The sequence below is a fragment of the Nitratireductor sp. OM-1 genome, from assembly GCF_003296175.1.
GTDB classification, from domain to species: Bacteria; Pseudomonadota; Alphaproteobacteria; order Rhizobiales; family Rhizobiaceae; genus Nitratireductor; species Nitratireductor aquimarinus.
The window spans coordinates 3,133,120-3,155,451 of record NZ_CP029208.1; the positions used below are offsets into that span (position 1 = coordinate 3,133,120).

Consider the following 22,332-nt stretch of genomic DNA (forward strand, 5'->3'; position numbering starts at 1 on the left):
GTCTGCCCTCGTTCTTTGTGTGTGCTATCTGCCGGATCAGAAGATCTGGCAGAGCACCTCGCCGCCCACATTCTGCTCGCGAGCTTCGTGATCGGCCATCACGCCCTTCGGCGTCGAAAGGATGGCGATGCCAAGCCCATTGGCGACCTGCGGGATGGATTTCACCGACACGTAAACGCGACGGCCCGGCTTCGAAACACGTGCGATTTCGCGGATCACGGAACCGCCCTCTGCGTATTTCAGCTCGATTTCGATCTCGGACTTGCCGTTATCGTAGTCGATCTGGCTATAATCACGGATATAGCCTTCGGACTTCAGAACATCGAGCACACGGGCGCGAAGACGGGAGGCCGGCGTCGACACCTTCGGCTTGTTACGGCCGATGGCGTTGCGGATGCGGGTCAGCATATCGCCGAGCGGATCATTCACGGACATCGTTCTTACCCCTTACCAGCTCGACTTGACCAGGCCCGGGATGAGCCCGTTGTTGCCCAGTTCACGCAGCGCGACACGCGACATCTTCAGCTTGCGGTAATACGCACGCGGACGACCGGTCACATCGCAACGGTTGCGGATACGCGTCTTGGACGAGTTGCGCGGGAGAGCAGCAAGCTTGAGCTGCGCCTGGAAGCGCTCCTCGATCGGCTTGGACTGATCCATGATGATCGCCTTGAGACCTGCACGCTTTGCAGCGTAACGGTCGACCATCTTGCGCCGACGCTTGTTCTTTTCGACTGCGCTGACTTTTGCCATTTAAGTTGTCCTTCTTCTCGCCTGCCGTTACTGCCGGAACGGGAAGTTGAAGGCCTTGAGCAAGGCCCGCGCTTCGTCGTCGGTCTTAGCAGTCGTACAGACGATGATGTCCATTCCCCAAATCTGATCGACCTGATCGTAGTTGATCTCGGGGAACACGATGTGCTCCTTGAGGCCCATGGCGAAGTTGCCACGGCCGTCAAAGCTTTTCGGGTTCAGACCGCGAAAGTCGCGGACGCGCGGCAGCGCGATCGTCACGAGACGGTCCAGAAACTCATACATGCGGTCCTTGCGGAGCGTGACCTTGGTGCCCAGCGGCATGCCTTCACGCACCTTGAAGCCGGCGATCGACTTGGAAGCGTGCGTGATGACCGGCTTCTGACCGGCGATCTTGGCGAGATCCGCAGCAGCCGAAGCCGGCTTCTTGGAATCGCCCGTCGCTTCACCAACACCCATGTTGATGACGATCTTCTCGATGCGCGGCACCTGCATCTCGTTGTCGTACTTGAAGGTCTCGAGGAGCTCCTTGCGGATCACCTCGTCATACTTCGTCTTCCAGCGCGGCTGGTACTGAGCATTAGCCATCGATCAATTCTCCAGAGCGCTTTGCCACGCGCACCTTCTTGCCGTCTTCCTGGACCTTGAAGCCAACGCGGGTCGGCTTGCCATCCTTCGGATCGGCCAGCGCGAGATTCGAAAGATGAATCGGCGCTTCCTTGGTAATGATGCCGCCCTCTGCCTGAGCGGACTGCTTCTGATGGCGGCGAACCTGGTTGACACCGCGCACGAGCGCCTTGTCTTCCTTCGGCATCACCTTCATCACTTCGCCGGTACGGCCCTTGTCCTTGCCGGCCAGAACGACGACGTTGTCGCCTTTTTTAATCTTCTGCATATCCCCGGCCTCCTAGAGCACTTCCGGCGCGAGCGAAATGATTTTCATATGGTTCTTGGCGCGAAGCTCGCGCGGAACCGGCCCGAAGATGCGCGTACCGACGGGCTCTTTCTTGTTGTCGACCAGAACTGCTGCGTTCTTGTCGAAACGGATGACGCTGCCGTCAGCGCGGCGAATGTCTTTCGCCGTGCGCACAACAACCGCCTTCATCACGTCGCCCTTCTTGACGCGGCCGCGCGGGATTGCCTCTTTCACGGAGACGACAATGATGTCGCCCACGGAGGCATATTTCCGCTTCGAACCGCCAAGCACCTTGATGCACATGACACGACGGGCGCCGGAATTGTCCGCCACATCGAGGTTTGTTTGCATCTGAATCATGACTGGCCGCCTTCTCGTTCAATGGAAAGCGGTTCAGATAACCCGCTTTCCGGCAATTTCAATCTTTTTTTACGCCTGGGCGTCTTTAAGGACGACCCAGTTCTTGTCCTTAGAAATCGGCGCGGTCTCCTGGATGGTCACCAGATCACCGACCTTGCACGCGTTCTCTTCGTCGTGTGCCTTGTATTTCTTGGACATACGCACCGTCTTTTTCATCATCGGATGGGTAAAGCGACGCTCGACGCGGACGACTACAGTCTTGTCGTTCTTGTCGCTCACCACGGTGCCCTGCAAAACGCGCTTTGGCATGTTCGCTGTCCTCAGGCCTTGCTAGCAGCCGACTTCTCGGCTGCGATTGTCTTAATGCGCGCAATATCCCTACGGATTTCTTTAACGCGTGCGGTTTTTTCGAGCTGTCCGGTCGCTTTCTGGAAGCGGAGGTTGAACTGCTCTTTCTTCAGTTTGACAAGCTCGTCGTTGAGCTGGTCCGGCGTCATCGCCCTGACATCAACAGACTTCATCGCGTCCGCCTTTCCTACTCTGCAATACGCTGCACGAAGCGCGTCTTGACCGGCAGCTTGGCAGCACCGAGACGGAGAGCTTCACGAGCGATATCCGGGCCAACACCGTCGATCTCGAACATCACGCGGCCGGGCTTAACACGGCACGCCCAATAATCAACAGAGCCCTTACCTTTACCCATGCGGACTTCGGTCGGCTTCGAGGTGACCGGAAGGTCCGGGAAGATACGGATCCACACACGGCCCTGACGCTTCATGTAGCGGGTGATCGCGCGGCGGGCCGCTTCGATCTGACGCGCCGTAACGCGCTCCGGTTCAAGAGCCTTCAGACCGAAGGATCCAAAGTTGAGTTCCGTGCCGCCCTTGGCTGCGCCGTGAATACGGCCCTTGAACTGCTTGCGGAACTTTGTGCGCTTTGGTTGCAGCATCGTTCTCTACTCCAAAATTCCTAAGCGTTCTCGCGACGCCGGTTGCTGCTGCCGCCCTGGTCGCCCTCGGTGGCGCGGCGCTCGGAAGCCATCGGATCGTGCTCGAGGATCTCGCCCTTGAACACCCAGACCTTTACGCCACAGATGCCGTAAGCGGTCTTTGCCTCGGCCGTGCCGTAATCGATATCAGCGCGCAGCGTGTGCAGCGGAACGCGACCCTCACGGTACCATTCCATACGGGCGATTTCCGCACCGCCAAGACGACCCGCGCAGTTGATTCGGATGCCCTCTGCGCCGAGACGCATCGCCGACTGAACGGCACGCTTCATGGCGCGACGGAAAGCAACACGACGCTCAAGCTGCTGTGCAATCGACTGAGCGATCAGCGCAGCGTCGATCTCCGGCTTGCGGACTTCGACGATGTTGAGGTGCGTTTCCGCATTGGTCATCTGCGAGACCTTGCGGCGTAGCTTCTCAATGTCGGCGCCCTTCTTGCCGATGATCAGGCCAGGACGAGCCGAGTGGATGGTGACGCGGCACTTCTTGTGCGGACGCTCGATCACGACCTTGGAGATGGCAGCCTGCTTCAGCTCCTTCTCGATATAGTCGCGGATCTTGAAATCCTCGTGCAGCAGATCGCCATACTCGCCATCATTGGCGTACCAGCGGGAATCCCACGTGCGGTTGATACCGAGACGGAACCCGATCGGATTGATTTTGTGACCCATCAGGCGGCCTCCACTTTCTCTTCCACTTCGCGCACGACGATGGTCAGGTGCGAGAAGGGCTTCTCGATGCGGCTGGCGCGGCCACGGCCACGTGCATGGAACCGCTTCATGACGATCGACTTGCCGACATGGGCTTCGGCCACGACCAGCGCATCCACGTCCAGGTCGTGATTGTTTTCCGCGTTTGCGATCGCCGATTCCAGCGTCTTCTTGACGGTACCGGCGATCCGCTTGCGCGAGAACTCCAGATCAGCGAGAGCAGTGCCCACCTTCTTGCCGCGGATCAACGCAGCAACGAGGTTCAGCTTCTGCGGGCTGACGCGGATCGTGCGCAATACGGCACGGGCCTCATTGTCAGCAAGCCTGCGCGGCGCTTTGGCCTTGCCCATTGTTATTTCCTCTTTGCCTTCTTGTCCGCCCCATGGCCGTAATAGGTGCGGGTCGGAGCAAATTCACCAAACTTGTGACCGACCATCTCCTCGGAGACGGAAACGGGGATGTGCTTCTGGCCGTTGTAAACACCGAAGGTCAGCCCAACAAACTGGGGCAGGATGGTGGAGCGACGGCTCCACATCTTGATAACCTCGTTACGGCCGCTATCGCGCACCTTCTCGGCCTTCTTCAGGAGATAGCCGTCGACGAAGGGGCCTTTCCAGACTGAACGGGACACTTGCCGCTACCTTTCCTTAGCTCTTGCGCTGATGGCGCGAGCGCATGATGAATTTGTCGGTCGACTTGTTCGACCGGGTCTTCATGCCCTTGGTGGGTTTACCCCAGGGCGACACCGGATGACGACCACCGGAGGTGCGGCCTTCACCACCACCGTGCGGGTGGTCGACCGGGTTCATGACAACACCGCGGTTGTGCGGGCGCTTGCCCATCCAACGCTTGCGGCCAGCCTTACCAAGGCTGATGTTGCTGTGATCCGGGTTGGATACTGCACCAACGGTGGCGAAGCAAAGGCCCGAAACAAGGCGCTGTTCGCCAGAGTTGAGGCGAAGGATCGCCATGCCCTGATCGCGACCGACGAGCTGAACATAAGCGCCAGCCGAACGTGCGATCTGACCGCCCTTCTCGGGCTTCATCTCGACGTTGTGCACGATCGTGCCGATCGGCATCGCAGCAAGCGGCATCGCATTGCCCGGCTTCACGTCGACGGCCTTGTTGCTGGCGATAACGGTATCGCCCGCTGCAAGACGCTGCGGCGCCAGGATGTAGGACAGCTCGCCGTCCTCGTAGCGAACCAGCGCGATGAACGCGGTGCGGTTCGGGTCATACTCGATGCGCTCGACCGTGGCCGGTACGTCAAGCTTGCGACGCTTGAAGTCGATCAGACGGTAGGTGCGCTTGTGACCACCACCCTGAAAGCGAGCGGTGATGCGACCCGTGTTGTTGCGGCCGCCCTTGCCCGTCAGACCTTCGGTCAGGCCCTTGACAGGCTTGCCCTTGTGAAGGCCCGAGCGGTCAACGATGACCAGCTGGCGCTGGCCTGGGGTTACCGGTTTATACTTCTTCAGTGCCATTGTCTCTTCCTCGCCGCCCGATTAGAGGCCAGTCGCGATGTCGATGGAATGACCTTCGGCCAGCGTGACGATCGCTTTCTTCACGTCGCTCTGGCGGCCAATCGTTCCGCGAAAACGCTTCACCTTGCCCTTGCGAACAAGCGTGTTGACACCGGTAACCTTGACGCCGAAGAGCGCCTCGACTGCAGCCTTGATCTCAGGCTTCGTCGCATAGCGGTCCACATTGAAGACCACCTGGTTGTTCTCCGACGCCATGGTCGATTTCTCGGTGATCGCCGGGCTGACGATCACGTCATAGTGGCGAAGCTCCGTCATTTGAAACGCTCCTCAAGGGCCTCGACGGCGGCCTTGGAAAGGACCAGCGTGCCGCGGCGCAGAATGTCGTAAACATTGATGCCCTGCACAGGCAGAACGTCGATGTTGGCGATGTTTTGAGCCGCACGCTTGAAGCCGGCATCGACTTCCGGGCCGCCGATAAGCAGGGCGTTGTTCAGGCCGAGCTTTGCGAAGTTCTCAACGAGCGTCTTCGTCTTGCCGTCCTCGAGCGCCAGATCGTCGATGACGATGAGGCTGGCACCCTTTGCCTTCGCCGACAGGGCGAGCTTCAGGCCGAGTGCGCGGACCTTCTTGGGAAGGTCATGGCTGTGATCGCGAACGACCGGGCCATGAGCGCGACCACCGCCGCGGAACTGCGGAACACGGGCAGACGAGTGACGGGCGCGGCCCGTACCCTTCTGACGGTACATCTTTGCACCGGTGCGCGCGATTTCCGAGCGCCCCTTGGTCTGGTGCGTGCCCTGCTGCTTCTTTGCAAGCTGCCAGCGCACGACGCGGTGCAGGATGTCTTCGCGGGGCTCGAGACCGAAGATCTCGTCAGAGATCTTCAGCTTACCAGCGTCCTTGCCTGCAAGGGTCGTAACTTTAATGTCCATTATTCAGCCCCCTCGCTGGCGGCAGCTTCTTCAGCCTTGGCAGCGCGAATTGCAGCCGGCATCGGCACGTTGTCGGGCAGCGGAGCCTTGACGGCGTCGCGGACCATGATCCAGGCGCCCTTGGAGCCCGGTACGGCACCGCGGACCAGAATGAGGCCACGCTCAGTGTCGGTGGAGACCACTTCCAGGTTCTGGGTGGTGACGCGATGGTCGCCCATGTGGCCGGCCATCTTCTTACCCTTGAAGACCTTACCAGGATCCTGACGCTGACCGGTAGAACCATGCGAACGGTGCGAGACCGAGTTACCATGGGTTGCACGCCCGCCGCCAAAATTGTGGCGCTTCATGACACCCTGGAAGCCCTTACCGATCGAAGTACCCGTCACGTCGACCTTCTGGCCGGCGACGAAATGCTCGACCGTGATCTCCGCGCCGACATCAAGAAGATTGTCGGGCGACACACGGAACTCGGCCACTTTGGCCTTCGGCTCGACGGAAGCGGTCGCAAAATGACCGCGAAGCGCCTTCGACGTGTTTTTCACCTTGGCCAGTCCAACGCCAAGCTGCACCGCCGTGTAGCCGTTCTTCTCCTCGGTACGCTGCGCAACGACCTGACAGTTCTCCATGCGCAGAACCGTCACGGGCACATGTTCGCCCGCTTCGTTGTAGACGCGTGTCATACCGATCTTTTGTGCGATAACACCTGAACGCATCGGTTCGATTTCCTTTCGGGGTTCCCAGCCACCTTTCCCGCAGTTGCGGACGGTGGCGCAGGTTCCAGACTTTTTGTCTTGCGCCCTAGAGCTTGATCTCGACGTCCACGCCGGCAGCCAGGTCGAGCTTCATCAGAGCATCGACGGTCTGCGGCGTCGGATCGACGATGTCGAGCAGCCGCTTGTGGGTGCGCATCTCAAACTGTTCGCGGCTCTTCTTGTCGATGTGAGGAGACCGGTTAACAGTAAACTTCTCGATGCGCGTGGGCAGCGGCACAGGGCCGCGCACATTGGCGCCCGTGCGTTTAGCCGTAGACACGATTTCCCGCGTCGAGGCATCAAGAACGCGATGATCAAACGCCTTGAGGCGGATACGGATATTCTGTCCGTTCATGTGTCAAATCCTTGTTCCGCTGCGGCGCGGAGGTCCGCGCCGCGCCGGAAGTTTCCCGTTCTACTCAATGATGGCTGCGACGATGCCGGCGCCGACGGTGCGGCCGCCTTCGCGGATAGCGAAGCGCAGCTTCTCTTCCATCGCGATCGGAACGATCAGCTCGACGTCAACGGCAACGTTGTCGCCAGGCATGACCATCTCGGTGCCTTCCGGAAGGTGCACAACACCCGTCACGTCCGTCGTACGGAAGTAGAACTGCGGACGGTAGTTGGTGAAGAACGGCGTGTGACGGCCACCCTCTTCCTTCGTCAGGATGTAGGCTTCTGCCTTGAACTTCGTGTGCGGCTTCACCGAACCGGGCTTGCACAGCACCTGGCCGCGCTCAACGCCTTCACGGTCGACACCACGGATCAGCGCGCCGATGTTGTCGCCAGCCTGGCCCTGGTCGAGCAGCTTGCGGAACATTTCAACGCCCGTGCAGGTCGTCTTCGTCGTCGGACGGATGCCAACGATCTCGACTTCCTCGCCGACCTTGATGATGCCGCGCTCGACGCGACCCGTCACAACCGTACCGCGGCCAGAGATCGAGAACACGTCTTCGATCGGCATCAGGAACGGCTGGTCAACCGGACGCTCGGGCGTCGGGATGTAAGCGTCGACTTCTTCCATCAGCTTGCGGATTGCGTCCTCGCCGATCTCCTTGTTGGAGTCTTCGAGAGCAGCAAGAGCCGAGCCCTTGACGATCGGAATGTCGTCGCCCGGGAAGTCGTAGGACGACAGAAGCTCGCGAACCTCGAGCTCAACCAGCTCGAGAAGCTCTTCGTCGTCGACCTGGTCGACCTTGTTGAGGAACACGACGATGGCCGGAACGCCAACCTGACGCGCAAGCAGGATGTGCTCGCGGGTCTGCGGCATCGGGCCGTCAGCGGCCGAAACCACCAGGATCGCGCCGTCCATCTGTGCAGCGCCCGTGATCATGTTCTTCACGTAGTCGGCGTGGCCGGGGCAATCGACGTGGGCGTAGTGACGGTTCTCCGTCTCGTACTCAACGTGCGCGGTCGAAATGGTGATGCCGCGGGCCTTCTCTTCCGGCGCGCCGTCAATCTGGTCATACGCGCGGAACTCACCGAAATACTTCGTGATCGCCGCCGTCAAAGACGTCTTGCCGTGGTCAACGTGACCAATCGTGCCGATGTTCGCATGCGGCTTCGTACGCTCAAATTTACCTTTGGCCATGTGAGCTCTCCATTCCTTGTGCCCGTTCGGGCTCTTTCAACTTTCGATAATCCGTAACGACGTGCGTTGAGCGAATTATGCGTATTTCTTCTGGATCTCCTGCGCCACAGCGCTGGGAACCGGCTCGTAGTGATCGAACTGCATCGTGTACTGGGCGCGGCCCTGCGACATCGAACGCAGCGTGTCGACGTACTTGAACATGTTTGCCAGCGGAACCATGGCATTGATCACCGTAGCGATGCCGCGTGCTTCCTGGCCCTGGATCTGACCACGACGACCGTTCAGGTCACCGATGATGCTGCCCACATATTCTTCCGGCGTCACAACCTCAACCTTCATGATCGGCTCAAGAAGCTGCGCACCCGCCTTCTGGGCGCCTTCACGGAAGGCTGCGCGGGCGGCGATCTCGAACGCGAGGACCGAGGAGTCAACGTCGTGGTAGGCGCCGTCGATCAGCGTGGCTTTCACGCCGAGCATCGGGAAGCCTGCAACCGGACCGGAGGAAAGAACGCTCTCGATACCCTTCTGGACACCGGGAATGTATTCCTTCGGAACCGAACCGCCGACGATCTTGGATTCGAACTCGAATTCCTCGCTCTCGGTGTTCGGCGCGAACACGATCTTGACGCGGGCGAACTGGCCCGAACCACCGGACTGCTTCTTGTGCGTGTAGTCGATCTCGGCTTCGCGGGTGATCGTCTCGCGGTATGCAACCTGCGGGGCGCCCACATTGGCCTCGACCTTGAATTCACGCTTCAGGCGGTCGACGATGATGTCGAGGTGAAGCTCACCCATGCCGGCGATGATGGTCTGACCGGATTCCTCGTCGGACTTGACGCGGAAGGACGGATCTTCTGCTGCCAGGCGGTTGAGCGCGAGGCCCATCTTTTCCTGGTCGCCCTTGGTCTTCGGCTCGATGGCGATCTGGATCACCGGATCCGGGAACTCCATGCGCTCGAGAATGACCGGCTTCAGCGGATCGCAGAGCGTGTCGCCCGTGGTCGTCTCTTTCAGGCCTGCCAGAGCGACGATGTCGCCGGCGTAAGCAACTTCCAGATCGGAACGCGAGTTGGAGTGCATCTGCAGCATGCGGCCGATGCGCTCACGCTTGTCCTTCACGGTGTTCGACAGCGAAACACCCTTGTTCAGCACACCCGAATAGATGCGGCAGAAGGTGAGCGAGCCAACGAACGGATCGTTCATGATCTTGAAGGCGAGCATGGAAAGCGGCTCTTCGTCAGAAGAAACGCGTGCGATCTCTGCTTCGGTCTTCGGATCGATGCCCTTGATCGACGGAACGTCCAGCGGGGACGGCAGGAAGTCGACGACGGCGTCGAGAAGCGGCTGCACACCCTTGTTCTTGAACGCGGTGCCGCAGAGGACCGGATGGAAGTTCACGTTGATCGTGCCCTTCCGGATCAGCTGGCGAAGCTCGTCATTCGAAGGCATTTCGCCCTCAAGGTAACGCTCCATCGCGCCTTCGTCGATCTCGACAGCCGTCTCGATCATCAGTTCGCGGTATTCTTCGGCTTTCGCCTGAAGGTCGGCCGGGATCTCAACGATGTCCCACTGAGCGCCGAGCGACTCGTCGCGCCACACAACAGCCTTCATCTCGATGAGGTCGACAACGCCCTGGAAGTCGTTCTCTGCACCGATCGGGAGCTGGATGGCGAGCGGCGTGGCACCAAGACGCGACTTGATCATGTCGAGGCAGCGGTAGAAGTCCGCGCCGATCTTGTCCATCTTGTTACAGAAGATCATGCGCGGGACATGATACTTGTCAGCCTGACGCCAGACAGTCTCGGTCTGCGGCTCAACACCGGCGTTGGAGTCGAGCAGAGCAACCGCACCGTCGAGCACACGCAGCGAACGCTCGACTTCAATGGTGAAGTCAACGTGGCCGGGGGTGTCGATGATGTTGAAGCGGCGGGTGTTGCCATCACGACCGGTCCACGACGTCGTCGTCGCAGCCGAAGTAATGGTGATACCGCGCTCCTGCTCCTGCTCCATCCAGTCCATGGTCGAAGCGCCATCATGCGTCTCGCCCATCTTGTGGTTCTTACCGGTGTAGAACAGGATACGCTCGGTCGTCGTCGTCTTACCGGCGTCGATATGCGCCATGATACCGAAGTTACGGTAATCTTCGAGCTTATATTCGCGGGACATCGTCGTGTACCTTTTCGATCCTACGGCTACCAGCGGTAGTGCGAGAACGCGCGGTTGGCTTCAGCCATCTTGTGCGTGTCTTCGCGCTTCTTGACGGCAGTGCCGCGATTGTTTGCTGCGTCGAGCAGCTCGCCGGACAGACGATCGACCATGGTCGTTTCGTTGCGCTTGCGGGCAGCTGCGATCAGCCAACGAATGGCCAGAGCCTGGCGACGCTCGGGGCGAACGTCGACCGGAACCTGATAGGTCGCGCCACCAACACGACGGGAACGAACCTCGACGTGCGGAGCAACGTTATCAAGCGCCTGATGGAACACACCAACAGGCTCCTGCTTCATCTTGTCTTCTACCTGGTCGAATGCACCGTAAACGATGCGCTCGGCAGCCGACTTCTTGCCATCAAGCATGATGGCGTTCATGAACTTGGTCACAACCGTATCACCGAATTTCGGATCGGGGTTGATCTCTCGTTTTTCTGCACGGTGGCGTCGGGACATGTTTTTCGTCTCTTACCTTCGAGGCCCGGCTCAAAATCAAAGCGCCGAAGCCGGATATCCTACTTCGGACGCTTTGCGCCGTACTTCGAACGACGCTGCTTGCGATTCTTCACACCCTGGGTGTCAAGCACACCACGGATGATGTGGTAGCGAACACCCGGAAGGTCCTTCACGCGGCCGCCGCGGATCATCACCACGGAGTGCTCCTGAAGGTTATGCCCCTCACCCGGGATATAGCCGATGACCTCGAAGCCATTGGCGAGGCGGATCTTGGCCACCTTACGCATGGCCGAGTTCGGCTTCTTCGGCGTCGTCGTGTAAACACGCGTGCAAACACCCCGCTTCTGCGGGTTGGCCTGCATGGCCGGAACCTTATTGCGCTTAACCGGCGCAATGCGCGGCTTGCGGATCAACTGGTTAACGGTAGGCATCAAACCTTCCCTTGTTACAAATTCCGTGTCTCAAGCCCGAGGGCCGCATCCAGAACAAAAATTTGCTCTACGCACAAATCCAGGCTGCAAACCGCTTTTAACGGTCTTGCCCGGACAAAAAGCAGAGGAAGCGTTTCCGCTTCATGCGCCGCAAATTCTGTCGCTCGCAAAAACGAACCCTGTTTGAGACCTGATCCGGGGCGCGTCGCCCCGAAAGAAAAAGCCTCACATCGGCTCGGACGAAGCGGTAATTACTCGCATGAGGGTTAACCGTCAACCCCGCCGCCAGGATTATCTTGTACCGCAGGCCATCGCCGAGCCAGACAGGGTTAAAACGACAGATTATTTCCCGAAACAGCGCCATTTCGAACCAAAACGGCGCTCCATCTCTGTCATTCTCCAATCCCGCATGCGAGAAGCAGGCTTCATATAGTAAGCGATTGCCGGTTGGCAAGAATCAGGAATCACCATGAGCGAATCTGAACATCGCCCCGTCACCATCATCACCGGCCGGGTCTGGCGCGAAAAGGGTGATGAGAGCGAGGGCGTGCATATCATGCTGCAGGCCCCGGACGACGACACGGCGGTGCGGCTGGCGCTGGAAGCCCTCGCGCGCGAAGGCTACGCGGAAGCCGAGCTGGACCAGATCGGCGACATGCAGGGCGAGCCCGATGAAGAACCACACCTGTCGGCCTGGCAGGGAGCGCTTGAAGGCGAGATCGCAATCGTCACCTTCGACGAACCGGTCTGACCCCTTCACGGATCAGAGACAGGAAGCCCGGCCATCGCGCCGGGCTTCTTCTTTATGAGCGAGCCTCAGTCGTCCCGCTTTACTGAGAAGGCGCATCCAGGGCGAACACCACGAACTGGGTGAACTGGCCGTTCGGGTTGAAATTGTTGTCGGATGCCAGAACCAGCGTCTTCCGGCCAGCAATGACGGGCCCCCAGGTCAGGGATTCGATGTTGTCCACGTCGAGACCGAAGTCCCCTTCCCCGATCTTCAGAACATGCGTCTTGCTGACCGGCGTGACATCGCGGTCTGCGATGCTGTCAGCACCGAGAATATCGGTCGCACCCGCCGTTTCGACCCGATAGAGATTGATCTCGTTTCCGGTCCCCAGCGCAAAGGAGCGCTCGACCGCGAGAAACGTGCCGGCGTCGATCTCGAGGATCTCCGTCAGACCATTGTCGTTATAGTAAGGCTCGGTTTCCGACTTCTGGTGGATCGTTCCGGTTTCGTAGACATATTCGGCAACCGGCTCGCCGCTTTCGACGTTGAAACCAAGGATACGCGAAGGGCTTCCCGCCTCAAGCGTCGCTTTCGGTCCGTCCTGAACGAGCGCATTCTCGGTCGCGACCCAGATGGTCTCTCCATCGACCGAAAGCGTCAGTCCCTCGAACGCCAGATTGTTGCGAGTGCCGCGCTCGCCGGCCTCATCGGGAAGATAAGCGCCGGGGACCGCGAAACTGCGCTTGAACGCGCCGTCCGGTTTGGCCTCAAAGAGCGTCGGATTGCCTTTGGCATCCCGTTCGCTCGACCAGAACACGCTCTGGCGCGCACCATCGTAGCGGATCGCTTCGGGATCGATCGTCTTGGCCGCGAAGGGCTCGCCATTCTCACCCTGCAGCACATGGCTCGAAACAATGTCGACGCCCTTCACGCCGTCTTCCTCGATCACAAGCTTCAGACGGTAGAAGCGCGCCGGCGCTTTCTCCGACCGGTCGTCCGAAATCGCATAGAACAGATCCGCATCCGCGTCGTAGTCCAGGCCGGAAATGCCGCCGAACTCGACACCGGAGATCATGAGACCGCTGGGGAGGACGATTTCGCCGAGATAAGCGGGCTTCATCATGGCTTCGGCATGAGCCAGAGACTGCGCCGAAACGGACAATGCGGCAGCGAGCACTAATTTCCTGAACATGAGGTCTTCTCCGTGAACCGGGCGCGAATGCGCCTCCAGAGCATCGGACCGAAGAACCGAAACCGGTTTTCGGCTTATCCGACGCTCCATCGATGGTTTGGATCGCCCTTTGTGCGTCCGGATGAACGCACGGCGATCTGGAGAACCTCATGATGCAGCCGGGTGACAGACACGCGACGATGGCGGTGGACTGCCAAAAGAAAAGCCGGGCACAAGGCCCGGCTTCTGCATTCTCTGAGAAGAGGTCTGCCGATTACTCGGCAGCACTCGTCGTCATGTCGGCGATCATCGGATCGGCCATTTCCACGCCCGAGGTCTTGCGACGCTCGTCCAGGATCAGATCGTCGCGCGAGCGCGCAATCCGGCGAACCTGGCTCATCGCGCCACCCGTACCGGCCGGGATCAGGCGACCGACGATGACGTTTTCCTTCAGGCCCTGCAGCGTGTCGACCTTGCCGGCAACAGCCGCCTCGGTCAGCACGCGGGTGGTCTCCTGGAAGGAGGCCGCGGAGATGAAGGACGGCGTCTGCAGCGAAGCCTTGGTGATGCCGAGCAGGACCGGCTGGCCCTCGGCAGGCTTCTTGCCCTCTTCCACCAACCGGTCGTTGACCTCGTCGAACTCCACGGAGTCGACGTGATCGCCCGGAATATAGGTCGAGTCGCCCTGTGCCGTAATCTCGATCTTCTGCAGCATCTGGCGAACGATCACCTCGATGTGCTTGTCGTTGATCAACACGCCCTGCAAGCGATAGACCTCCTGGATTTCGTTGACCAGGTAGGAAGCCAGAGCCTCCACGCCCTTGATCGCCAGGATGTCGTGCGGCGCCGGGTTGCCGTCGAGAATGAAGTCGCCCTTCTCGATCTGGTCGCCGTCCTGAAGATGGAACGGCTTGCCCTTGGGAATGAGGTATTCCGCAGGCTCCAGAGTCGCGTCATGCGGCTCGATGATGATGCGGCGCTTGTTCTTGTAGTCGCGGCCGAAGCGAACCGTACCATCGATCTCGGCGATGATGGCGTGATCCTTCGGACGACGGGCCTCGAACAGTTCCGCAACGCGCGGCAGACCACCGGTAATGTCCTTCGTACGGGCACTTTCGGTCGGGATACGTGCAATCACGTCGCCCGGCATCACCTTGGAGCCCGGCTCCACGGAGAGAACCGTTTCCACCGAAAGCAGGAACCGCGCGTCGCCACCACGAGCAAGCTTGGAGATCTTGCCCTTGGAGTCGAGGATCGTCAGAGCCGGCTTCAGGTCGGTGCCGCGCGGCGTCGAACGCCAGTCGATGACCTCGCGCTTCGTGATACCGGTGGATTCGTCGGCGGTTTCCTGAACCGACACGCCATCCACCAGATCCTCGAACGCCACGGTGCCTTCCACTTCGGTGAGCATCGGACGGGTGTAGGGATCCCACTCGGAGATACGCTGACCGCGCTTCACCTTGTCGCCCTCGTCGATGAACAGACGCGAACCGTAGGTCAGGCGGTGGCTTGCACGTTCCTCGCCGTTCTCGTCCATGATGAGAACCGCCATGTTACGGCCCATCACGATGAGATCGCCTTCAGAGTTGCGCACCACATTGCGGTTGCGAACCTTGACCGTGCCTTCGAAGGAAGCTTCGAGGAACGACTGGTCGACCACCTGCGCCGTACCACCCATGTGGAAGGTACGCATGGTGAGCTGCGTGCCCGGTTCACCGATCGACTGAGCGGCGATGACGCCGACAGCTTCACCGATGTTGACCGGCGTACCGCGTGCAAGGTCACGGCCGTAGCAGACCGCGCAGACGCCGACGCGCACTTCACAGGTCAGCGCCGAGCGGATGCGGACGGACTGGATGCCTGCCTTCTCGATGGCTTCAACGTCACGCTCGTCGATCAGACGACCGGCAGCAACGATGACTTCTTCGGTTGCCGGGTTGATGATGTCATCAAGCGCGGTACGGCCCAGCACGCGCTGGCCGATGGAAGCAACCACCTGACCGGCGTCGACGATCGGCTGCATGGTCAGGCCCTTGTCGGTGCCGCAATCCGGCACGGTGACAATGCAGTCCTGAGCCACGTCAACCAGACGGCGGGTCAGGTAACCCGAGTTAGCCGTCTTCAGAGCCGTGTCGGCCAGACCCTTACGGGCGCCGTGGGTGGAGTTGAAGTACTCCATCACGGTCAGGCCTTCCTTGAAGTTCGAGATGATCGGCGTCTCAATGATGGAGCCATCCGGACGGGCCATCAGGCCGCGCATGCCGGCAAGCTGACGCATCTGCGCCGGCGAACCACGGGCACCGGAGTGCGACATCATGTAGACCGAGTTCATCGGCTTCTGGCGACCGTCATCGTCGAATTCGACCGCCTTAATGCGCTTCATCATCTCGTCGGCGACCTTTTCCGAGCACTTGGCCCAGGCGTCGACGACCTTGTTGTACTTCTCGCCCTGGGTGATCAGGCCGTCATTGTACTGCTGCTCGTATTCCTTCGCGAGCGCCTCTGTCTCGGCCACCAGGTTTTCCTTGGTGTCCGGAATGACCATGTCGTCCTTGCCGAAGGAAATGCCGGCGCGGCAAGCGTGGCCGAAGCCGAGCTGCATGACGCGGTCACAGAAAATGACCGTCTCTTTCTGACCGCAGTGACGATAGACCGTGTCGATCATCTTGGAGATGTTCTTCTTGGTCAGTTCCTGGTTGCAGATGTCGAAGGGCACATTGTGGTTCTTCGGCAGAAGCTCGCCAACGATCATACGGCCAGGCGTGGTCTCGTGGATCTGCGATACGGGGTTGCCCTCCGCGTCGACAGTCTTGAAACGGCCCTTGATCTTGGTGTGCAGCGTGACAACGCCGGTCTCGAGTGCGTGATGCAGCTCGCCCATGTCGGCGAACACCATGCCCTCACCCGGTTCGTTCTGGTTCATGATGGACAGGTAGTAGAGTCCGAGAACCATATCCTGCGACGGCACGATGATCGGTGCGCCGGAGGCCGGGTGGAGAATGTTGTTGGTCGACATCATCAGGACGCGCGCTTCAAGCTGCGCTTCGAGCGACAGCGGCACGTGAACGGCCATCTGGTCGCCGTCGAAGTCGGCGTTGAACGCGGTACAGACCAGCGGGTGCAGCTGGATCGCCTTGCCTTCGATGAGGGTGGGCTCGAACGCCTGGATGCCCAGACGGTGCAGCGTCGGCGCGCGGTTCAGAAGAACCGGGTGCTCGCGGATCACCTCGTCCAGGATATCCCAGACTTCCGGCTTTTCCTTCTCGACCAGCTTCTTCGCCTGCTTGACGGTGGACGAATAGCCCTTCGCGTCGAGACGTGCGTAGATGAACGGCTTGAAGAGCTCCAGAGCCATCTTCTTCGGCAGGCCGCACTGGTGCAGCTTCAGCTCGGGACCGGTCACGATCACCGAACGGCCGGAGTAGTCGACGCGCTTGCCGAGCAGGTTCTGACGGAAGCGGCCCTGCTTGCCCTTGAGCATGTCGGAGAGCGACTTCAGCGGACGCTTGTTGGCACCCGTGATGACGCGGCCGCGGCGGCCGTTGTCGAACAGCGCATCCACGGATTCCTGAAGCATGCGCTTCTCGTTGCGGATGATGATGCCCGGTGCGCGCAGCTCGATCAGACGCTTCAGACGGTTGTTACGGTTGATCACACGACGGTAGAGGTCGTTCAGATCCGAGGTCGCGAAACGACCGCCATCCAGCGGAACCAGCGGACGCAGATCCGGCGGAATGACCGGGACGATCTTCATGATCATCCACTCCGGACGGTTGCCCGACTCCAGGAAGTTCTCGACCACCTTGAGGCGCTTCAGAAGCTTCTTCTGCTTCAGCTCGGACGTGGTAGACGCGAGCTCGGAGCGCAGATCGCCGGCGATCTTCTCCAGTTCCATCGATTCCAGAAGGTGATGGATCGCCTCGGCGCCGATCATGGCGGTGAACTGGTCTTCACCATACTCGTCGACCGCGATCAGATACTCTTCTTCGGAGAGGAGCTGATTTTCCTTAAGCGCCGTCAGACCCGGCTCGGTCACGATGTAGTTCTCGAAATAGAGAACCCGCTCGATGTCCTTCAGGGTCATGTCGAGCAGCGTGCCGATGCGCGACGGCAGCGACTTCAGGAACCAGATGTGAGCGACCGGAGCGGCCAGCTCGATGTGGCCCATACGCTCGCGACGCACCCGCGACAGCGTGACTTCAACGCCGCACTTCTCGCAGATGACGCCCTTGTACTTCATGCGCTTGTACTTGCCGCACAGGCATTCGTAATCCTTGATCGGACCAAAGATGCGCGCGCAGAACAGACCGTCACGCTCGGGCTTGAACGTGCGGTAGTTGATGGTCTCGGGCTTCTTGATCTCGCCATACGACCAGGAAAGAATTTTCTCGGGGCTAGCGAGAGAAATCCTGATCGAATCGAAAGTCTGTGCCGGCGCCTGAGGGTTGAAAAGATTCATGACCTCTTGGTTCATGCCGATCTCCTTTTCGGGACGCATTGTCCCTTTTTCAAACTTCGGTGTTGGCTGCCGCCGCCTGCCTCACCGGTTCAAATGCTCGGCCGCTATGCTGCCGTGCGAACGACGAATGCGTGTCGCGGGCAATCCCGCGACACGCCGTAACGCTTATTCAGCCGCGTCGGGCAGCTGCTCAGCCTCGGATCCTTCAATGCGGGAGTTTTCAAGCTCCACATTGAGACCGAGCGAGCGCATTTCCTTGACGAGAACGTTGAAGCTCTCGGGAATGCCTGCCTCGAACGTGTCGTCGCCGCGCACGATGGCTTCGTAGACCTTGGTACGGCCTGCCACGTCGTCCGACTTCACCGTCAGCATTTCCTGGAGCGTGTAGGCCGCGCCGTAAGCTTCCAGCGCCCAGACCTCCATCTCACCGAAGCGCTGACCACCGAACTGCGCCTTACCACCCAGCGGCTGCTGGGTAACGAGCGAGTACGGGCCGATCGAACGGGCGTGGATCTTGTCGTCCACCAGGTGATGCAGCTTCAGCATGTAGATGTAGCCCACGGTCACCTGACGGTCGAAGGCTTCGCCCGTACGTCCGTCGTAAAGCGTGACCTGGCCAGAGGTCTTCATACCGGCCAGCTCCAGCATGTCGTTGACGTCAGCCTCATGCGCGCCGTCGAAGACCGGCGTTGCAATCGAGACACCGCGACGCATCTGCTCGCCCAGACGCACGACGCTCTCGTCGTCATACTGGCGAACCGGTTCGTTGCGGTCATTCTCGGGAATGACGGCCTCGATGGTCTGGCGCAACGGCTTGATGTCGCCGCTTTCCTTGTAGCTGTCGATCAGGTCGCCGATCTGCTGCCCCATGCCGGCACAGGCCCAGCCAAGGTGCGTCTCGAGAATCTGTCCGACGTTCATGCGGCTCGGCACGCCAAGCGGGTTCAGCACGATGTCGACATGCTGACCGTCATCGAGGAACGGCATGTCTTCAACCGGCACGATGCGCGACACGACACCCTTGTTGCCGTGACGACCGGCCATCTTATCGCCGGGCTGCATCTTGCGCTTAACGGCAACGAAGACCTTGACCATCTTCATCACGCCGGGCGGCATCTCGTCGCCGCGCTGCACCTTCTCGACCTTGTCCATGAAGCGCTGCTCGAGCGCCTTCTTGGACTCGTCATACTGTGCACGCAGCGCTTCGAGCGCTTCCTGCTGCTTCTCGTCCTCGACGGCAAACTGCCACCACTGCGAACGCGGATACTCGCTCAGCGCATCAGCGGAGAGCTCGCTACCCTTCTTGAAGCCCTTCGGACCGGCGATTGCCTGCTTGCCAACGAGCATGTCGGAAAGGCGCGCGTAGACGTTGCGGTCGAGGATCGACTGCTCGTCGTCACGGTCCTTGGCGAGGCGTTCGATTTCCTCGCGCTCGATGGCCATGGCGCGCTCGTCCTTCTCAACGCCGTGGCGGTTGAAGACGCGCACTTCGACGACCGTGCCATACGTGCCGGGCGGCATGCGCATGGAGGTGTCGCGGACATCCGAAGCCTTCTCACCGAAGATGGCGCGCAGAAGCTTCTCTTCCGGCGTCATCGGGCTCTCGCCCTTCGGCGTGATCTTGCCGACGAGAATGTCGCCCGGCTGAACTTCAGCACCGATATAGGTGATGCCGGCTTCGTCGAGGTTCTTCAGCGCTTCTTCCGACACGTTCGGAATGTCGCGCGTGATTTCTTCCGGTCCAAGCTTCGTATCACGCGCCATCACCTCGAATTCCTCGATGTGAATGGAGGTGAAGACGTCATCGCGAACGATGCGCTCGGACAGAAGGATGGAGTCCTCGTAGTTGTAGCCGTTCCAGGGCATGAACGCGACGAGCACGTTGCGGCCAAGCGCCAGATCACCCAGATCCGTCGACGGACCATCGGCGAGGATGTCGCCCTTGTTGATCCGGTCGCCCACGCGGACCAGCGGACGCTGGTTGACGCAGGTGTTCTGGTTGGAGCGCTGGAACTTCATCAGACGGTAGATGTCGACGCCGGAGCGCGATGCATCCACATCCTCGGTGGCGCGGATAACGATACGCGTCGCATCCACCTGGTCGACGATGCCCGTGCGGCGGGCCGCGATGGCAGCGCCGGAGTCGCGCGCCACGATCGGCTCCATGCCGGTGCCGACGAACGGAGCCTCGGCGCGCACCAGCGGCACGGCCTGACGCTGCATGTTCGAGCCCATCAGTGCGCGGTTGGCGTCATCGTTCTCAAGGAACGGAATGAGCGCTGCCGCGACCGACACGAGCTGCTTGGGCGACACGTCCATCAGGTCGACGTTCTCGCGCGGAGCCATCATCACCTCGCCGGCATGGCGGCAGATGACGAATTCATCCGTGAACGCACCATCTTCACCGATCACGGCATTGGCCTGTGCAACGTAGTGCTTGGCCTCTTCCATGGCGGAGAGATAGACGACGTCCTGCGTGACCTTGCCATCCACGATCTTGCGGTACGGGCTCTCGATGAAGCCGTACTTGTTGACGCGGGCGAAGGTGGCAAGCGAGTTGATCAGACCGATATTCGGGCCTTCCGGCGTCTCAATCGGGCAGATACGGCCATAGTGGGTCGGGTGCACGTCGCGCACCTCGAAGCCCGCACGCTCACGCGTCAGACCGCCCGGTCCAAGCGCCGAAAGGCGACGCTTGTGGGTGATCTCGGAGAGCGGGTTGGTCTGGTCCATGAACTGCGAGAGCTGCGAGGAACCGAAGAACTCGCGCACGGCGGCAGCCGCCGGCTTCGCGTTGATCAGGTCCTGCGGCATGACCGTGTCGATCTCGATCGAGGACATGCGTTCCTTGATCGCGCGCTCCATGCGGAGCAGGCCGACGCGGTACTGGTTTTCCATCAGCTCGCCGACCGAACGCACACGGCGGTTGCCGAGGTTGTCGATGTCGTCGATCTCGCCCTTGCCGTCGCGCAGTTCAACCAACGTCTTGACCACGGCGACGATGTCTTCCTTGCGCAGAACGCGCACGGTGTCCTCGGCATCGAGCTCGAGACGCATGTTCATCTTCACGCGACCAACGGCCGAGAGGTCGTAGCGCTCGGCGTCGAAGAACAGCGAATGGAACATCGCTTCGGCCGTCTCAAGCGTTGGCGGCTCGCCCGGGCGCATGACACGGTAGATGTCGAACAGCGCGTCCTGGCGCGACTCGTTCTTGTCGGCAGCCAGCGTGTTGCGGATGTAACCGCCCACATTGACGTGGTCGATGTCCAGGAAGTGGACTTCGTCGACACCGGCTTCCAGAAGAACCTTGAGGGTCTTCTCGTCGATCTCGTCACCGGCCTCGAGGAAGATCTCGCCGGTTTCCATGTTGACGATGTCTTCGGCCAGATAGTTGCCGAGCAGGTCTTCTTCCGTCGCGTGAATGGCCTTGAGGCCCTTCTCTGCAAGCATCTTTGCCTGACGCGCGGTGATCTTCTTGCCGGCTTCAACGACCACTTCGCCGCTGTCGGCGTCGATGAGATCTGCAGTGGCCTTGAGGCCCTTGTAGCGCTCAACCGTGTACGGCACGCGCCAGTTATCACCGTCGCGCTGATAGGTCAGCTGATCGTAGAAGGTGGACAGGATCTCTTCGCCGTCCATGCCCAGCGCCATCAGAAGCGACGTCGCGGGAAGCTTGCGGCGGCGGTCGATACGCGCGTGGACGATGTCCTTGGCGTCGAACTCGATGTCGAGCCAGGAACCGCGATAGGGAATGACACGCGCGGCAAACAGAAGCTTGCCCGACGAGTGCGACTTGCCCTTATCGTGGTCGAAGAACACGCCCGGCGAACGGTGCATCTGGGAAACGATGACGCGCTCGGTGCCGTTGACGATGAAGGTGCCGTTGGACGTCATGAGCGGCATGTCGCCCATGTAGACGTCCTGCTCCTTGATGTCCTTGATGGACTTGGCGCCAGTGTCCTCGTCCACATCGAAAACGATCAGGCGCAGCGTCACCTTGAGCGGCGCAGCGAAAGTAAGATCGCGCTGCCGGCACTCGTCCACATCGAATTTCGGCTCTTCGAACTCGTAGTCCACGAATTCGAGCATCGCCGTACCGGCGAAGTCCGAGATCGGGAACACCGACTTGAACACCGCCTGAAGCCCCTCGTCAGGTCGCCCGCCCTGGGGCTCCTCGACCATCAGGAACTGGTCATAGGATGCCTTCTGAACCTCAATCAGGTTCGGCATCTCCGCAACTTCCGGAATCTTTCCGAAGAATTTGCGTACCCGCCTGCGACCATTAAACGTTTGGGTCTCGGCCATCGTCGCTCCTTGCCCTGCCTGGCTTGCATGCACCACGTGAACCGCCATCCCGGCGGTCAATCCAAACGGATA

General features: G+C 60.3%; 24 protein-coding genes. 1 reads left to right on the forward strand and 23 read right to left on the reverse strand.

Annotated elements, in window-relative coordinates; genetic code table 11:
- Positions 1-36: 36 nt before the first annotated feature.
- The 20 genes from rpsH to rpsL all read right to left on the reverse strand — a co-directional run bounded on the left by rpsH (position 37) and on the right by rpsL (position 11,595).
- The gene (rpsH, locus tag DEJ54_RS14990) at positions 37-435 is read right to left on the reverse strand and encodes a 30S ribosomal protein S8 (protein ID WP_025030949.1); all 399 of its coding nucleotides are present in this window, start codon (positions 433-435) and stop codon (positions 37-39) included.
- A 12-nt stretch (positions 436-447) separates the two neighbouring features.
- Complete coding sequence (rpsN, locus tag DEJ54_RS14995; RefSeq protein WP_113155278.1) at positions 448-753, reverse strand: 30S ribosomal protein S14; 306 nt, start codon at positions 751-753, stop codon at positions 448-450.
- A 27-nt stretch (positions 754-780) separates the two neighbouring features.
- The gene (gene rplE, locus DEJ54_RS15000) at positions 781-1,338 is read right to left on the reverse strand and encodes a 50S ribosomal protein L5 (protein ID WP_113155279.1); all 558 of its coding nucleotides are present in this window, start codon (positions 1,336-1,338) and stop codon (positions 781-783) included.
- Positions 1,331-1,645 (reverse strand): 50S ribosomal protein L24, encoded by a 315-nt coding sequence (gene rplX / locus DEJ54_RS15005; RefSeq protein WP_113155280.1) that lies wholly within the window; start codon positions 1,643-1,645, stop codon positions 1,331-1,333. Before rplX ends, rplE begins: the two co-directional genes overlap by 8 nt.
- Before the next feature lie 12 nt (positions 1,646-1,657).
- Positions 1,658-2,026 carry a 50S ribosomal protein L14 gene (gene rplN, locus DEJ54_RS15010; RefSeq protein ID WP_007009523.1) on the reverse strand — a complete coding sequence of 123 codons (369 nt, stop codon included), beginning with the start codon at positions 2,024-2,026 and terminating at the stop codon, positions 1,658-1,660.
- A 69-nt stretch (positions 2,027-2,095) separates the two neighbouring features.
- Positions 2,096-2,335, reverse strand: coding sequence for a 30S ribosomal protein S17 (rpsQ, locus tag DEJ54_RS15015; protein WP_113155281.1), 240 nt, complete (start codon positions 2,333-2,335; stop codon positions 2,096-2,098).
- Between the two features lie 11 nt (positions 2,336-2,346).
- Positions 2,347-2,547, reverse strand: a complete 201-nt coding sequence (gene rpmC / locus DEJ54_RS15020; RefSeq protein ID WP_113155282.1) for a 50S ribosomal protein L29 — start codon at positions 2,545-2,547, stop codon at positions 2,347-2,349.
- A 14-nt stretch (positions 2,548-2,561) separates the two neighbouring features.
- The gene (gene rplP / locus DEJ54_RS15025; protein WP_113155283.1) at positions 2,562-2,975 is read right to left on the reverse strand and encodes a 50S ribosomal protein L16; all 414 of its coding nucleotides are present in this window, start codon (positions 2,973-2,975) and stop codon (positions 2,562-2,564) included.
- Between the two features lie 20 nt (positions 2,976-2,995).
- Positions 2,996-3,703 (reverse strand): 30S ribosomal protein S3, encoded by a 708-nt coding sequence (gene rpsC, locus DEJ54_RS15030; RefSeq protein ID WP_113155284.1) that lies wholly within the window; start codon positions 3,701-3,703, stop codon positions 2,996-2,998.
- Entirely contained in the window at positions 3,703-4,092 is a 390-nt protein-coding gene (gene rplV / locus DEJ54_RS15035; RefSeq protein WP_113155285.1) for a 50S ribosomal protein L22, read from the reverse strand. The genes rpsC and rplV overlap by 1 nt, the downstream gene beginning before the upstream one ends.
- Positions 4,093-4,094: 2 nt before the next feature.
- Complete coding sequence (rpsS, locus tag DEJ54_RS15040) at positions 4,095-4,373, reverse strand: 30S ribosomal protein S19 (protein ID WP_009452531.1); 279 nt, start codon at positions 4,371-4,373, stop codon at positions 4,095-4,097.
- A gap of 16 nt (positions 4,374-4,389) precedes the next feature.
- Positions 4,390-5,226: a 50S ribosomal protein L2 gene (gene rplB, locus DEJ54_RS15045; protein ID WP_113155286.1), complete on the reverse strand. Its 837-nt coding sequence runs from the start codon at positions 5,224-5,226 to the stop codon at positions 4,390-4,392.
- 21 nt (positions 5,227-5,247) lie between these two features.
- Positions 5,248-5,541 carry a 50S ribosomal protein L23 gene (locus tag DEJ54_RS15050; protein WP_113155287.1) on the reverse strand — a complete coding sequence of 98 codons (294 nt, stop codon included), beginning with the start codon at positions 5,539-5,541 and terminating at the stop codon, positions 5,248-5,250.
- Positions 5,538-6,158, reverse strand: coding sequence for a 50S ribosomal protein L4 (rplD, locus tag DEJ54_RS15055; RefSeq protein WP_113155288.1), 621 nt, complete (start codon positions 6,156-6,158; stop codon positions 5,538-5,540). Before rplD ends, DEJ54_RS15050 begins: the two co-directional genes overlap by 4 nt.
- Complete coding sequence (gene rplC, locus DEJ54_RS15060; protein WP_113155289.1) at positions 6,158-6,871, reverse strand: 50S ribosomal protein L3; 714 nt, start codon at positions 6,869-6,871, stop codon at positions 6,158-6,160. Before rplC ends, rplD begins: the two co-directional genes overlap by 1 nt.
- Before the next feature lie 85 nt (positions 6,872-6,956).
- A complete protein-coding gene (gene rpsJ, locus DEJ54_RS15065; RefSeq protein ID WP_007009511.1) occupies positions 6,957-7,265 on the reverse strand; it encodes a 30S ribosomal protein S10 in 309 nt (102 codons plus the stop codon).
- Between the two features lie 60 nt (positions 7,266-7,325).
- Positions 7,326-8,501, reverse strand: a complete 1,176-nt coding sequence (gene tuf / locus DEJ54_RS15070) for an elongation factor Tu (RefSeq protein ID WP_113155290.1) — start codon at positions 8,499-8,501, stop codon at positions 7,326-7,328.
- Positions 8,502-8,576: 75 nt separating this feature from the next.
- Positions 8,577-10,667, reverse strand: coding sequence for an elongation factor G (gene fusA, locus DEJ54_RS15075; RefSeq protein ID WP_113155291.1), 2,091 nt, complete (start codon positions 10,665-10,667; stop codon positions 8,577-8,579).
- A 26-nt stretch (positions 10,668-10,693) separates the two neighbouring features.
- Positions 10,694-11,164 carry a 30S ribosomal protein S7 gene (rpsG, locus tag DEJ54_RS15080; RefSeq protein ID WP_113155292.1) on the reverse strand — a complete coding sequence of 157 codons (471 nt, stop codon included), beginning with the start codon at positions 11,162-11,164 and terminating at the stop codon, positions 10,694-10,696.
- A 59-nt stretch (positions 11,165-11,223) separates the two neighbouring features.
- A complete protein-coding gene (gene rpsL, locus DEJ54_RS15085; protein ID WP_007010616.1) occupies positions 11,224-11,595 on the reverse strand; it encodes a 30S ribosomal protein S12 in 372 nt (123 codons plus the stop codon).
- A 469-nt stretch (positions 11,596-12,064) separates the two neighbouring features.
- Here rpsL and DEJ54_RS15095 point away from each other — a divergent pair, with 469 nt between their 5' ends.
- On the forward strand, positions 12,065-12,346 hold the full coding sequence (locus DEJ54_RS15095) for a transcriptional regulator (protein ID WP_113155294.1): 282 nt from the start codon (positions 12,065-12,067) through the stop codon (positions 12,344-12,346).
- Between the two features lie 79 nt (positions 12,347-12,425).
- On the opposite strand, the gene DEJ54_RS15100 is transcribed toward DEJ54_RS15095, so the two are convergent.
- The 3 genes from DEJ54_RS15100 to rpoB form a co-directional block, all read right to left on the reverse strand.
- Positions 12,426-13,517, reverse strand: coding sequence for an esterase-like activity of phytase family protein (locus DEJ54_RS15100; RefSeq protein ID WP_113155295.1), 1,092 nt, complete (start codon positions 13,515-13,517; stop codon positions 12,426-12,428).
- 253 nt (positions 13,518-13,770) lie between these two features.
- The gene (gene rpoC / locus DEJ54_RS15105; RefSeq protein WP_113156315.1) at positions 13,771-17,970 is read right to left on the reverse strand and encodes a DNA-directed RNA polymerase subunit beta'; all 4,200 of its coding nucleotides are present in this window, start codon (positions 17,968-17,970) and stop codon (positions 13,771-13,773) included.
- Positions 17,971-18,120: 150 nt separating this feature from the next.
- Complete coding sequence (gene rpoB / locus DEJ54_RS15110) at positions 18,121-22,260, reverse strand: DNA-directed RNA polymerase subunit beta (protein ID WP_113155296.1); 4,140 nt, start codon at positions 22,258-22,260, stop codon at positions 18,121-18,123.
- Positions 22,261-22,332: the final 72 nt, after the last annotated feature.